The sequence below is a fragment of the Streptomyces sp. NPDC020489 genome (genome assembly GCF_044386545.1).
GTDB lineage: Bacteria > Actinomycetota > Actinomycetes > Streptomycetales > Streptomycetaceae > Streptomyces.
This window is the reverse complement of record NZ_JBIRUZ010000004.1, coordinates 303882-316403: the sequence shown is the minus strand read 5'-3', so window position 1 is coordinate 316403 and position 12522 is coordinate 303882. Positions and strand designations below refer to the sequence as shown.

14 protein-coding genes and 2 pseudogenes are annotated in these 12522 nt (G+C 67.5%); 9 read left to right on the top strand and 7 right to left on the bottom strand.

Features of this window, described 5'->3' with window-relative positions:
- Positions 1-257 precede the first annotated feature (257 nt).
- Positions 258-815, bottom strand: a complete 558-nt coding sequence (locus tag ACH41F_RS11900) for a hypothetical protein (protein ID WP_398834664.1) — start codon at positions 813-815, stop codon at positions 258-260.
- A 472-nt stretch (positions 816-1287) separates the two neighbouring features.
- Here ACH41F_RS11900 and ACH41F_RS11895 point away from each other — a divergent pair, with 472 nt between their 5' ends.
- Entirely contained in the window at positions 1288-1542 is a 255-nt protein-coding gene (locus ACH41F_RS11895; RefSeq protein ID WP_398834663.1) for a hypothetical protein, read from the top strand.
- 475 nt (positions 1543-2017) lie between these two features.
- Here ACH41F_RS11895 and ACH41F_RS11890 read toward each other — a convergent pair.
- Positions 2018-2116, bottom strand: a pseudogene (locus ACH41F_RS11890) (IS5/IS1182 family transposase); the annotation flags it as partial.
- 388 nt (positions 2117-2504) lie between these two features.
- Here ACH41F_RS11890 and ACH41F_RS11885 point away from each other — a divergent pair.
- The 4 genes and pseudogenes from ACH41F_RS11885 to ACH41F_RS11870 all read left to right on the top strand — a co-directional run.
- Positions 2505-2813 (top strand): transposase, encoded by a 309-nt coding sequence (locus tag ACH41F_RS11885; RefSeq protein ID WP_398834660.1) that lies wholly within the window; start codon positions 2505-2507, stop codon positions 2811-2813.
- Positions 2810-3499 (top strand): DDE-type integrase/transposase/recombinase, encoded by a 690-nt coding sequence (locus ACH41F_RS11880; protein ID WP_398834657.1) that lies wholly within the window; start codon positions 2810-2812, stop codon positions 3497-3499. The genes ACH41F_RS11885 and ACH41F_RS11880 overlap by 4 nt, the downstream gene beginning before the upstream one ends.
- 169 nt (positions 3500-3668) lie before the next feature.
- On the top strand, positions 3669-4868 hold the full coding sequence (locus ACH41F_RS11875; RefSeq protein WP_398835365.1) for an IS30 family transposase: 1200 nt from the start codon (positions 3669-3671) through the stop codon (positions 4866-4868).
- Positions 4869-4872: 4 nt separating this feature from the next.
- Positions 4873-5166, top strand: a pseudogene (locus tag ACH41F_RS11870) (integrase core domain-containing protein); the annotation flags it as partial.
- On the opposite strand, the gene ACH41F_RS11865 reads toward ACH41F_RS11870, so the two are convergent.
- From ACH41F_RS11865 to ACH41F_RS11855, 3 genes are all read right to left on the bottom strand, one after another.
- A complete protein-coding gene (locus ACH41F_RS11865) occupies positions 5135-5923 on the bottom strand; it encodes a hypothetical protein (protein WP_398834655.1) in 789 nt (262 codons plus the stop codon). The pseudogene ACH41F_RS11870 and the gene ACH41F_RS11865 overlap by 32 nt on opposite strands.
- A gap of 1379 nt (positions 5924-7302) precedes the next feature.
- Positions 7303-7647: a helix-turn-helix transcriptional regulator gene (locus tag ACH41F_RS11860; RefSeq protein ID WP_071265855.1), complete on the bottom strand. Its 345-nt coding sequence runs from the start codon at positions 7645-7647 to the stop codon at positions 7303-7305.
- On the bottom strand, positions 7644-8705 hold the full coding sequence (locus ACH41F_RS11855; protein ID WP_398834652.1) for a tyrosine-type recombinase/integrase: 1062 nt from the start codon (positions 8703-8705) through the stop codon (positions 7644-7646). The genes ACH41F_RS11860 and ACH41F_RS11855 overlap by 4 nt, the downstream gene beginning before the upstream one ends.
- Positions 8706-8806: 101 nt before the next feature.
- Here ACH41F_RS11855 and ACH41F_RS11850 point away from each other — a divergent pair, with 101 nt between their 5' ends.
- Entirely contained in the window at positions 8807-9505 is a 699-nt protein-coding gene (locus ACH41F_RS11850; RefSeq protein ID WP_398834649.1) for a glycosyltransferase, read from the top strand.
- A 35-nt stretch (positions 9506-9540) separates the two neighbouring features.
- Here the strand turns inward: ACH41F_RS11850 and ACH41F_RS11845 are convergent, their stop codons facing one another.
- Positions 9541-10356, bottom strand: a complete 816-nt coding sequence (locus tag ACH41F_RS11845; protein ID WP_398834647.1) for a sulfite exporter TauE/SafE family protein — start codon at positions 10354-10356, stop codon at positions 9541-9543.
- A gap of 126 nt (positions 10357-10482) precedes the next feature.
- A complete protein-coding gene (locus tag ACH41F_RS11840) occupies positions 10483-10650 on the bottom strand; it encodes a hypothetical protein (protein WP_398834645.1) in 168 nt (55 codons plus the stop codon).
- Between the two features lie 9 nt (positions 10651-10659).
- On the opposite strand from ACH41F_RS11840, the gene ACH41F_RS11835 reads away from it, so the two are divergent.
- Genes ACH41F_RS11835 through ACH41F_RS11825 form a run of 3 tightly spaced genes read left to right on the top strand, consistent with a single transcriptional unit; the run spans position 10660 to position 12520 of the window.
- On the top strand, positions 10660-10836 hold the full coding sequence (locus tag ACH41F_RS11835; RefSeq protein WP_398834642.1) for a hypothetical protein: 177 nt from the start codon (positions 10660-10662) through the stop codon (positions 10834-10836).
- A gap of 38 nt (positions 10837-10874) precedes the next feature.
- Positions 10875-11336, top strand: coding sequence for a hypothetical protein (locus tag ACH41F_RS11830; protein WP_398834640.1), 462 nt, complete (start codon positions 10875-10877; stop codon positions 11334-11336).
- On the top strand, positions 11333-12520 hold the full coding sequence (locus ACH41F_RS11825) for a hypothetical protein (RefSeq protein WP_398834637.1): 1188 nt from the start codon (positions 11333-11335) through the stop codon (positions 12518-12520). The genes ACH41F_RS11830 and ACH41F_RS11825 overlap by 4 nt, the downstream gene beginning before the upstream one ends.
- Positions 12521-12522 lie beyond the last annotated feature (2 nt).

Sequence of the window (12522 nt, the reverse complement as noted above, 5' to 3'; positions counted from 1 at the left end):
GATCCGTAGTGGCGTGCACCTGAGCCTGTTCTTTATGGCCGGCCCTTGAGTGACGTCCCGCACGTAATCGCTCGTTCAAGGAAACCGGCGAGGTGAACACGGCCTCCGTCTGATCCTCTGCTCCGACTAAAGAGGCACTCGACCAGTACGAAGGCCGTGGGAAACAGCGTTCACCGGAGAGTCACAGTGAGCTTGGTCCGAGGCTCACCTGGTCCCAGGCTAGATACCTGGTCCGATCACAACGGGAATCAGGCGGTTCAGGAGCCGCACAAGGCCAATGCTTGCGCAGTTCCGATGGCCATCTTGGCCAGCCAGCTGTTGTCGGTGTTGGGTGAGTTGGTGTCGACGTCGTCGACGTACTGGCCCAGCCCGTTCGTGGCCGGGGTGGAGGTGTAGCCACCGGCGAGCAACTGCGTGCCTGCAGGACAGGTGGCCTTGGAGTAGTCGGCCTTGACGGCGGGGCCAACCACGACACGGGGCGCCGGTCCGCTGCCTTTGGCGCACATGGCGACGGCCCGGACCTGCCCAGTGTGCATCGCTGCCACCCAACTGTTTGCGTTTTGCCAGTCAGGGGCGAAAAGATCCAGGCCGTCGATCACGTTGTTGACGCCGTTGATGTCGTGGCGGGCGTCGTAACCGCCGCCGACGAGCGTCGTGCCCGCTGGGCAGGTGGCGCGAGAGATTCCACCGTTTGAGGAGACAGGGCCTGCGACCACTACCGGAGGGTCGGCAGCTAGAGCGGGCGCGCCCGCCGCGAGGGAGAGCGCGGTGATGGAAGCGGAAGTGACAAGGACAGCCGCAATACGGATGCGCACAGTGCCTCCAGGCAAGTGAGTGCAAGACGACGCACCGATCATGGGGATTCCTAGAACGTCTGTGGAGAAGAGGCGGCCGTTTCCCCCTCATACGAGTGAGAGGTAGGCGATCGAGGATTACAAACACGCTGTCACAGGTTCGAGGTGACGTGACACGGGTCGCGGGCCCGAGTCGGCTGGCTGCTACGACGCCTGCGCGTCGCCACCGGTGGGGCAGCTCCTGCTCAATCTCCCCCGCTGTCCTCATCAGTTCGAGGACGTCGCGGCGCAGGTCGCTGGCGCGTTCGCGCAGCTGCTTCACGCACCGGCGATGCTGCTCCGGGCTGTAGGGGTTGAGGTACTGCCCGCGCCCCACAAGCAGCCCTTCGGCCATCAGCTGGCGTATGGCGGCCGCAGCCTCTTTGCTCCATGCGGGGACCAGCCTGGTGGAGGGCGAGGCGCGGGCGCCAGGAACTTCCGGAAGGCGTGTCTCATGATCCGCTGGGCCGTTGATCACGGCATGAAGACACGCACCGTACTGGGCGCCCTCGCCCTCACGACTATGCCCCTGTTCCTGGCGACTCCCGCCGAGGCCGCCGAAACCGCCCCCCTGCCGACTCACAAGATCGCCGCCGAGGGCCCGGTGAGCCCGGGGCTCAGCGATCTCGTCTCGATCGCGGAAGGCATTCTGCGGCAGTACGGCATTACCAAGACGTTCGCGGACATCCTGGACCTCGATGCAGGATGACCTCGTCCGCTGCCGACACTCTCAACATCAACGGGATCATCGGGATCGTAAAAGGGCTCCTCAGCAACGGCACTCCTAAGTAGTGCACGGAACACTGTCAGCGGCGCTGAGCGGCGCGACCTGCCGTGGGGCGCGCTGACGGCGGCAAAGGTCTCCGAGCACGCACCTGCCTGTCTCGGAAGGCACGGTCAACCTCCCAACGAGTAGGGCCGCCGCGGGGCCGCCCAGGTATCTGGCCGGCCCCGCCTCCAGACCTGGAGAGCTCAGCACAAGCCAGCTCCACCCCACGGAAGACAGGCAGGCCACCGCCTGCTAGTTCGATTCCGTCACAGGCGAGACGCCTCCCGATCTCGTGAACGTCTGCTGTCCGCCGTTCTCGTGGACAAGGCCAGTGGATTCTTGCCCGGAAGGATCAAGCGGCGTGTCACCAGGTCAGCCCAGGTGACCATGGCCATCAGCACCGCTGGGCTCTGGCCACGAGATGGCGCTTGCGTCCGTTGATCTCCGCGTCCGGGTCGTAACTGTGGGAGTCCTTTCCGACGGCCGGTGCCGCTTTGACTGACTGCGAGTCCAAGCCGTACTGCAACCACAGACCCGGAGGATATTGCGTGATCGTTAGCGTTTCCTGCGTGCTACGTCCGCCGCATAGCCGAGCCTTGTGTTGCCGGCGTCGTGGGACCAGGCCACGGCGCAGGTGATAGAGATGCCCAGTACGTCACTCAGCACCGACGCCGGGATCTGAGCTGCGAGGTCGAGTAGGGCCGTGTTGCGGCTGGCACGAGCGCGGATGCCGACCCTGTTCAGCCGTACTGTCAGGTGGCTTGCGGTCATGGGTTGTCCGGCGCGGCCGCCCCGGAAGAGCCACGAGCCTTGCGCTTTTTGTCCCAGTACAGGGGTCTGCCGCACGATCGGGTGACATCTGAACTGGCTTGCCCTGTGGGGCGGGTGGGAAGGATGTCGCTGTGCCCAAGCCTTATCCGGAAGAGTTCCGTCAGGACGTCGTGAGGGTCGCGAGGAACCGGGACCCGGGTGTGACGGTCGAGCAGGTGGCCACCGACTTCGGAGTTCATCCGATGACGTTGTGGAAGTGGATGCGCCGCGCGGACATCGACGACGGGACCAGGCCCGGAACGACCGGCCAGGAGAGCGCGGAACTGCGGGAGGCGCGTCGGCGGATCAAGCTGCTGGAGCAGGAGAACGAGGTTTTGCGGCGAGCCGCGGCCTACCTGTCGCAGGCCCATCTGCCGGGAAAAGGATCTACCCGCTCGTGAAGGAGCTGGCCGGGGACGGGGTGCCCGTCACGGTGACGTGCCGGGTGCTGAAGCTCGCCAGACAGCCCTACTACCGCTGGCTGGACCAACCGGTGACCGACGCCATGCTGCAGGAGGCGTATCGCGCGAACGCGCTGTTCGACGCGCACCGTGACGACCCGGAGTTCGGCTACCGCTTCCTGGCCGACGAAGCGCGCGGCGCCGGGGCCGTGATGGCGGACCGGACTGCCTGGCGGATCTGCCGGGACAACCGCTGGTGGAGCGTGTTCGGCAAGAGACGCTCCCGGGGCAAGAAGGCAGGCCCTCCGGTGCACGACGACCTCGTCCGCCGTGACTTCACCGCGACTCGCGTGAACCGGCTGTGGCTCGCCGACATCACCGAGCACGCCACGGGCCAAGGCAAGCTCTACCTCTGCGCGATCAAGGACGTTTACAGCAACAGGATCGTGGGCTACTCCATCGACGAGCGGATGAAGTCCCGCCTGGCGGTGACCGCCCTGGAAAACGCCGTGGCCAGGCGTGGAAACGTCGACGGCTGCATTCTGCACAGCGATCGCGGATCGCAGGGTGAATTCAACTGGTCGTCGCAACACTTTGATCTCGGAGGTGTGCGACGTGGCCACGGCGGACTGGAGTTTGAAGACCAGCGATGTTCCGGAGGGTCGGCGTCGGCAGTGGCGCGCTGATCGTGCGTTGCGGCCGGCGATGCGTTCGCCGGGGCGGCCTGATCCGTCTCGAGTCGTGCAGCGCCAGTTCTGGCGGCTAATCGCCACGGGGGTCACGACGGTGGAGGCGTCGTTGGCGGTCGGCGTGTCGTGGCCGGTGGGTGCGAGGTGGTTTCGTCACGCTGGCGGCATGCCTCCGATCTCATTGGCCGAGCCCACGGGCCGGTACCTCGCGTTCGAGGAGCGCGAGGAGATCGCGATCCTCAGGGCGATGAACAAGGGCGTGCGCGAGATCGCCCGCGCCCTGGGGCGTGACCCCGGAACGATCTCTCGCGAACTGCGCCGCAACGCCGCCACGCGCAGCGGCAAGCAGGAGTACCGCGCGACGGTCGCCCAGTGGAAAGCACAGCAGGCCGCCAAGCGCCCGAAGACCGCGAAGCTCACAGGCAACGACAGGTTGCGTGAGTACGTACAGGACCGGCTCGCCGGCAGCGTCCGCCGCCCCGACAACACGATCGTCCCCGGTCCCAAGACGCCCGCGTGGAAGGGGCTGAACAAGCCGCATCGGCAGGACAGACGATGGGCGACGGCATGGAGCCCGGAGCAGATCTCACACCGTCTCCATGCCGACTTCCCCGATGATGAGTCCATGCGCATCAGCCACGAAGCGATCTACCAGGCGCTGTTCATCGAGGGCCGTGGCGCGCTCAAGCGGGAACTGGTCACGTGCCTGCGCACCGGCCGAGCGCTGCGGACTCCCCGTGCACGGTCACAGAACAAACCGCAGGGGCATGTCACCGCGGACGTCATCCTCAGTGAACGCCCCGCCGAGGCCGCAGACCGCGCGGTCCCCGGACACTGGGAAGGAGATTTGATCATTGGAACGGGCCGATCCGCGATCGGCACGCTCGTCGAGCGCAGCAGCCGCTCCACGCTCCTGGTGCACCTGCCCCGGCTCGAGGGCTGGGGCGAGAATCCGCCCGTGAAGAACGGCACCTCGCTCGGAGGCTATGGCGCGATCGCGATGAACACAGCGCTCACCGCCTCGATGACGCAGCTGCCCGAGCAGCTACGCAAAACCCTCACCTGGGACCGCGGGAAGGAACTCTCCGGCCACGCCCAGTTCGCCCTCGATACCGGGACGAAGGTGTTCTTCGCCGATCCCCACTCGCCCTGGCAACGACCGACGAACGAGAACACCAACGGGCTGTTGCGTCAGTACTTCCCGAAGGGCACTGATCTCTCCCGGTGGTCGTCCACGGACCTCGAAGCCGTCGCCATGGCGATCAACAACAGGCCCCGCAAGATCCTCGGCTGGCGGACACCCGCCGAGGTCTTCGAAGAGCAGCTACGCTTGCTGCAACAGCCCGGTGTTGCAACGACCAATTGAACTAGCCCAGTTCCGCTCACGGAAGTTCGTCCGGGCCCTCGACCGCCACCGGATGGCCGGCTCGATAGGGCGGGTCGGAGCCGCCGGCGACAACGCGGCCATGGAATCCTTCTTCAGCCTGCTGCAGAAGAACGTCCTCAACCGCCGTGTCTGGGCCACCCGTGAAGAACTGCGGATCGCGATCGTGACCTGGATCGAACGGACCTACCACCGGCGCCGCAGACAGGCCTCGCTCGGTCGGCTGACCCCCATCGAGTTCGAGACCGTCATGACCACACCGGCCCTCCAAGCCGCGTGACCGCACCTGTCACCCGAAACTGCATCAGACCCATGCGGGATACCGGCTGGCCGTAGAGCACGACGAGGCAGCCAGCCACCCTGTCGGGCAGGGCGAGATCTGCGTCGTGGAGAAGGCGTCTGCTGATCTGCCAGCGCTCGTCCTCTTCAGCGAGTAGCTCAGCGCCGCGTGAGGTGCCGCGCGGGGGAACGTGCACCGTGGGCATGTGGCCTCGCGCCGCGGACCACATCAAAAAGCTCCGGGCTTGTATGTGCTTGCGGCCCGTCTGAGCCATCCATTCGTCGATCTGGGCCTGATCACAGGTCGACAGACTGCTTGCGCGCTGACGCAGCCAGCGTTGCAGAGCAATTGCTGCATAGATGTCGTGCCGCACGGTCTGGCACTGACCGTGCGTGATGGGGCGACGCCGTGCTCGGGACCGTAGACGCCTCAGGTGTACCCACGTGGCGAAGCGGCTGATGAGCGCTCGCTCCTGCGAGTCCTCCACTCGTTGGAGGAACGCACTCAGCCAGCGTTCCAGCGACGCGAGTTGCTCGTCTCGGGCGGGCAGTACTTCGGTGGCCACGAGAGCGGCTCGCAAGTAGGTCACGGCACTCGATGCCGGCATCTCGTCCAAGGTGGCGTGTGTGACCGGGCCCGTTCCCTGCGCCAGGGTGCGCAGGATCTGCTTCGGCTGCTGGTGGGAGAGCCAGAGCAGCAGCGACGATGCCTTGTAGTCGGCCAGCGCCGAGTAGACAGGCTCCAGTTCCGGACGCAAGTCTCCGCTGTGGTTCGCCAGGGCGGCGCACAGCTGCCGTGGGGCCGCGCAGGCGGCGCAGAGCCCGAAGTGGTGCAGGCGTTCGTGTGTTCCGCATTGAACGCAGTGGCGTCGCGACGAGGGGTGCTTGCGGTAGCAGGATGTGCACAGGGGCCCTGCGTCGTTACGGCCGTAGACCCGCATAGTTCGCCCGCAGTCAACACACGGTTCCCGGCGGCGGGCGCAGGATTCGCACAGCCCGTCGCCGTTGTCCAGACGGACGAACACGGCTCGGACGAAGCTGCACTGTGAGCACGGTGCATGTGCGCCACGTGCCCCGCACGCTGCGCAGCGAGGAGCCTCGGTCGTGGAGTAGTAACATGGCTTCTGCCGTTTGCAGACCGAGCAGGTCGTGACCGGCGGGCGCCAGCATGATCCGCAGATGGCGCGGCCGTCGGCGTCTTTGACGGTCCAAGGCCACAGGCGACCGCAGAGGAAGCAGGTCCTCATGTTGGCGGGATCGCGGCGCATGCACGGGAGACACAGAGGCCCGCCTTCGTGGGTGCGTGTGGCGACGTGCTTGTTCTGGCCGCAGTGGCTGCACGGCTCGTGGCGGCCGGCCTCATAACAGCCTCGGCAGCAGCGACCGTCATTGCTGCGCCATTTCAGGGGCTTTACCCGCCCGCAGACGGCGCACGGAGGGCGGGCAATCTGGGCAGCGCCTGCACTGAGCAAGCCATTGATCAGCGAGATCACTGCCGGGGAGCCTTGGGAACCCTCGCCGGTGAGCAAGCTGGGACGGTGGCGGAGTTGCGAGGCAGCCTTCCGCCGCTGGTGGGCGTGGGGCAGCGACTTCTTGATGGCCGCTGTGGCGGTCCGTTCATCGAGACCGGTGTCGAGCTGCTTCAGGACCCTGAGGATGACGTCTGTGCCGTCCTCGGCAGGAGGGTGCTTCTGGCATCTGGGGAAGCCGTCCTGGTCGTGGCAGAAGACCTTGAGGGACTTTCCGCATACCGCACACGGCTCGCGGGGCTCACCTCCTGACGTCTTGCGTTTGCAGTGCGAACAGAGTCGGCGTGTCCCGTCCCGGTGTTCCAGCGACGTCGTCCGGCCGCACCCGGCGCATCGAGGCAACACCAGGCGTCGTGTTCCGTGAGGAAGCAACGCGCGGATCAGCAGTTCCACGTGACGTGGGCCTTCGCCCCGGCCACTGGTCAGCAGCTCGGGATCCGTGGTCAGGGCCTGAGCCAGCCGGCGCAGTTGCATACGGGCCGGGGCCACTTGAGCGGCGACCTGCTCGATGGTCGTTACAGGGAGCTCAGGCTCCGCTCCGGTTACGGCCTCGACGATGGCCTCCATCGGCTGGAGAACGAACGTCGGGATGTCGGCCGAGTCAGACGTCACTTCGGATCACGGGTGACGCGCGCACGGCGCGGGCGAAACTCCCCGACGCCGCGGTCCAGGTCCGCCCCGGCGTCCGAGGCACCAGCTGCCCTGCGTACCGGTGCGGCGGCTGCAACGGGTTCGATGAGTTCATCCATGCGGCACGAAAGGATGTCGATCAGCGCCATCAGTGTCTTCATGCTCAGTCGTTCGGGCTTCTCGGTGACGAGCCGGTAGACCTGGCTGGCTGACAGGTTCACATCCCGCTCGATGAGCAGCGGTCGCAAGTCGGTCGTCGAGTACATGCCGCGCAGGGCCATGAGCTCGCGCAGGTGCCAGTTGTAGTCCAGCTTCGATGTCATACCTTCTCCTGTCCGTCCGCCTGGAAGGCCCGGTCCAGCGCTCTTCGCATCATGGTGTTGGTGAAGTCCGTGCTGACACCTGTGTAGATCGCGGTCGTTGACGCGACACGGTGACCGACCTGGTCCTGGACGAACTTCGGGTCGGCACCGTCCTCGATCAGGTGCGTGACGTAGGAGTGACGTAGGCAGTGCGGGACCAGGCTCTTGTCGAAGCCGAGCGCCTCCCGGTAGGTGGCGAAGCGGTCCTCAATCTCGCGTGGTTGCAGTCGCCCGCCGCGTTCCGTGAGCCAGACAGCTTGCCTGCCGGTGCGATCCGGAAAGCGGGAGCGGATGTTCTGCAGGTAGTCGTCCAATGACTCCACGGCCCAGGGCATCACACTGGCCACCATGCGCCGTCGCGGCCCCGATCCTCTGGTGCCCTTCCCGTAGCGCACGTGCATGAGCGCCAGACGCCCAAGCTCCGGCGCCTTGGCATTTCGGTAGAAGTCAGCGACGTCCAGGCGGGATGCCTCCCGGACCCGCAGGCCCCATCCGTAGATCGTTTTGAAGACGGTGGCGTCGCGATAGGCGGGCAGGGCGCCTTTCCTGCCCAGGCGGACAGCTCTGTCCACTTGATCGTCTGCGTAGTCGAAGAGCGCCTGTATTTCTTCCCGAGTCATGGGGCGGCGGTCCGCGTCGCCTTCGTACTCATCGAGGTGAGCCGTAGTGTTCCATTCATGGCAGACCTGCACGGGATGGGTGCCGAACCGCTCTTCGCAGACTTCGGGCCAGCGGTAGTGGGGTGACGTGATGAAGTCACAGAACAGCCGCAGGGCCCCCTGGTAGGCACGAATGGTCGACTTGGCGCGACCTCCCTCGGAGATCAGCGTTGCCGACCAATCGTCCATATGACCAGCAGTCCAGTTCCACGGGTACTCCCCGCTGAAGTCGACGAACCGCCGGACCACCGACTGCCGGTCGCGGATCGTGTCGGGCTCCAGCCGCCGGCCGAGCTGCTGCTTCTCCCAGCCGTCGAGCATGCCATCCAGGACGGCATCTTCCGGATGCAGCAGAAGCACGCCAGAGACCAGCTCCAACCGCGCCGACCCGGGCGCCTCGAAGCCCCGTCGCACCAATCCCACACCTCCTGCACCTGGTGCCTGAATCCTGCATCAGATGCATGACGGTGATCAAGTGCCCAGCTCAGAAAGGTGAAGCCGCTATGCCTCCATGCCCGTGCGAACCGCAGATGGGTGACGTGGTCCGATACCTCCCATGCAGTCGATGCAATTTTCCGGCCTTCATCGCGCTTCCGAGGCCGGTGGGAGCCGGCGCCGCGCGCAACTTCGCCGTGAACGAGGTGACCGCCGACTGGCTCACCACGTCGGACGATGACGATGTACTCCCCGCGCAGTCGTTGTCCGTGCGCCTCCACTACGCGCAGAAGCACGACTTGGGCTGGTGTGCAGGCTGGTCTGCAGACCTTCGCCCCGACCGCTCGGTCACCACCTGGCGCTGCTCAACTCCGCCCGGATTCCATGCACCTGGTGATGTCTGGCGCCACTGGGCGTCCCCTGACTCGACCATTCCCATCGGCCCGACGACGCTCCTGGCACGCACCGAGATTGTCCGCGCGAGCGGTGGCTATGCAGCCCTGCCCCAAGGGGAGGACTACGCCTATTTCGTCGGCGTCACCGGTGCTGCCCGCGGTGCTCTGCTGCCGACCGTGGTCTACCACTACCGCAAGCACGCGGAGCAGATGACGGCCCAGCCCGAGTATCCGGCCATGGAGTTGCAGGCCCGCCGGTTCGCCTGGAACCACGGCAAGCACCTGGAGTCGCTGCGAAAGGAGACGTGCACATGCGCGTCAGCCGCGTGAGCGAGGCAGGCGAGTTCGCGCGGCCGGCCGCAGCCTCAGTCGTGACGGGCGAGCTTCACGGCGGAGATGAGCAGGATCACGGCCAGCGCGGGGATGAGCACCGTGTCGGGGAACACGCCGAGCAGCAGGCCGCCCAGGACGGCCCCGGCGATCGAGCCAGCAACCATGACCAGGGCGAAGCGGCGGTTGGCGCCCAGCACCGCGAAACTGCCGTCGCGGCTGTAGCGGGCGAAGGCGACCAGCATGGTCGGCAGGGAGACCAGCAGGGAGAGGCTTCCGGCGGTCTTGATGTCCTGCCCGAACAGCAGCACGATCGTCGGGATCAGCAGTTCGCCGCCGGCCACGCCCATGATCGCCGCGACCACCCCGATGCCGAAGCCCGCCACTACCCCGAGCGGCACCTGTGCCTCCAGCGGCAGGTCGAGCGTCCCCAGGGTGGAGATGTGCGTGACCAGCAGGGCGGCGGCCATGAGCACCATCAGGGCGGCCAGCACCTTGTACAGGGTGGTGGAGCGCATGCGGACCGCCCAGGATGCTCCGGCCCAGGCGCCCAGCAGGCTCCCGGCGAGCAGGTTGACCGCGATGGGCCAGTGTCCGGCCACCTCGGAGGCGGACACGGCCGTCAGGCGGGCGGGCAGCGCCGTCAGGACCACGACCAGGCTCATCGCCTTGTTCAGGATGACCGCAGAGAGCGCGGCGAAGCCGAAGAGGCTGATCAGCAGCGGCAGTCGGAACTCTGCGCCGCCCAGTCCGATCATCCCTCCCAGCACGCCGATGGCCGCCCCTGCGCCGAACACGACGGGCAGGGAGTGCGTCGAGCGCAGGGGATGGAGAGTCTGGTCGGTGGTCATGTCGGGAATCCTCGCTGGTCGCCGCCCTTGCCCGCTACGGCGCAGCCCCACGTTCAGGGGAAGGGACCGGGTGGCCTCTGGGGATTCGTCCAGACCTCCCAGTCCGATCACGAGGGCGGATCGTCGTCAGGAGCGTGCGGCGACGATGCTCCGGGCGTCGGTGTGCTCGTAGAGGAAGATACGCGAGACGTCCGCCTGCCGGGCGACCGCGGCCACGGTGATCGGGCTGCCGCTCTTGGCGAGCTGGTCGACGCCGTGACCGATGCCGAGGCCCTGCTCGACGAGGTGGTCCACAACGGTCCTGTGCCGTCGCAGGAGCGCAATGCCCGCGCGTGGCCGGCCATCGAGACCTGGCTCACCGACGGTGAGATCTTCCTGCGCCAGGCCCGCGTGACTGCACCTCACCACCGCCCGGCCCTCCCCGTCTCCGCGCCGGTCCGCCCCCTTGCCGCGGCCCGTCCCGCGCACCGCAACCACTGACCGCCCCACCCCGACAACGTGAGGAGAACGCCACCCCCTTGCAACCCGGCACCCACTTCGCCTTCGGCGACCACGAGGAACACGGCTTCGTCGCCTCCTTCACCTGCTCCCTGCCCACGCACCTCGCCCACTGGTACCTGGAGCGCGAGCAGTTCGAGCCCGTCCCCGATCAACCCGGGCTGTACCGGCTCAGCGAGTCCGAGCGGGACGGTCCCCGCCGGACCCGTCAGGCCATCCACGATCTTCGTCGCCAGGGCTTCACTGTGCAGGCCGACATTCGCCTCGACCCGGCCGTTTCCGCCAGCCCACCACGCCAGGTCCGGGCGAACGGACTCCTGGAGCGCCGCAGCCGTCTCGCCGAGGCCGCTGCCGGCCGAACGACTCAGCGTCGCGCCACACCGCCCACCACCTCCGCGCCGGCCGCCCGGCCGATCCCGCCGAAGCCCACCTACGCACCGACCGTCCACCTGGCCGCCTCGGGCGGCGGACGGTCCCGATGACACCCGCTAGCAACCCGGCCCCCGACGGGCCCCGGCCGGTGACACCCGAGCTCGCCAACGCTGCACGTGACTTCCGGCTGCGGATGGCGGTCATCGACCGCGAGACCGAAACCGCGCTCGACATGACACGCGACCGCTACGGCCGCACCGTCCACGCAAGCGCCGCGGCAGCGGCTCGAGCCCAGCGCGACAAGGCGGCGGTGGAGGCGTACACCACGCACCTCGCCCCGCACACTGACGCTCTGCTCGATGCCGCCCGCCGTGCGCTCCACGAGCTGCCGCCTGCCCGGCACCTGGCCGGGTGGCGGACCGTGCTGGACGGCCTGGCCGCCTCCGCCACCGAGATCCGCCGAGCCCTCGACTGGCCGGCCGCCCCCGGCTCCGCAGCCGAGCGCGCGCAGCGCTCGGCCCTGTGGCCGCACCTCACCGCATGGGCGGATCACAGCTTCATCGCCAGCAACCTCGCCGACCAGAGCGATGGCCAGCACCACAAGGCTCCGCTGACCGAAGAGGAACAGCGGATGTGGACCGAGCTAGCTCAGGCTGCGCAGAGGCGAGGCGAGCTGGAGCTGACCGAGTCGTGGTACGCCGCCGACGGGCAGCCGATCACCCTCGCCCACCTGGTCGAAGACGACGACTCGACGCTGGTCGCGCTGCGAGGCGACCCGGACGCACCGGGCTGGCAGGTGATCGGGCACTACGCCCACGAATACGAGGCAGGGAAGGTCCTGCCTGCCCCGGTCCCGCCCGGCGTGCTGCGCGCCGACGTCTCAGGGTTCAACCGGCCCGAGCCAGCCCCCGAGATCTCGCTGCAGGAACTCACCCGGGACGTCGTCGAGGCCCAGCACGCCGGTGACGCGTCCAACGCGCTCCTCAGCGCCACTCAGCGCGGTTACGACGCAGGGCCGCTGGTCCGTCTCCAGGAACTCCTGGAAACGAGCAGTCAGTTCGCCAGCGCACTGGAGACCGTGCAGGGCCGCCAGGTCGCCACCCGCCTCTCGGCGCTCGGCCGGCAGATCGAGTTCCTCACCCGCGAAGTCGAAGAAGCGGCCGAGGACCTCGGCGCGACCGTCGCCGTCCTGCCGCCACACCGCACCCCCGTGCTGCGCGCCCGCCCGCGCCCCGCAGTGGTCACCGCACCACCCACGCCGCCGCGCGCGAGCACGCCAGCCCGCCACCGCTAAGC

Coding starts and splice junctions, on each gene's coding strand:
- ACH41F_RS11895 (WP_398834663.1), top strand. CDS start 1,288: ATGATCCGCTGGGCCGTTGATCACGGCATGAAGACACGCACCGTACTG.
- ACH41F_RS11875 (WP_398835365.1), top strand. CDS start 3,669: ATGCCTCCGATCTCATTGGCCGAGCCCACGGGCCGGTACCTCGCGTTC.
- ACH41F_RS11860 (WP_071265855.1), bottom strand. CDS start 7,647: ATGACATCGAAGCTGGACTACAACTGGCACCTGCGCGAGCTCATGGCC.
- ACH41F_RS11850 (WP_398834649.1), top strand. CDS start 8,807: ATGACGGTGATCAAGTGCCCAGCTCAGAAAGGTGAAGCCGCTATGCCT.
- ACH41F_RS11845 (WP_398834647.1), bottom strand. CDS start 10,356: ATGACCACCGACCAGACTCTCCATCCCCTGCGCTCGACGCACTCCCTG.
- ACH41F_RS11825 (WP_398834637.1), top strand. CDS start 11,333: ATGACACCCGCTAGCAACCCGGCCCCCGACGGGCCCCGGCCGGTGACA.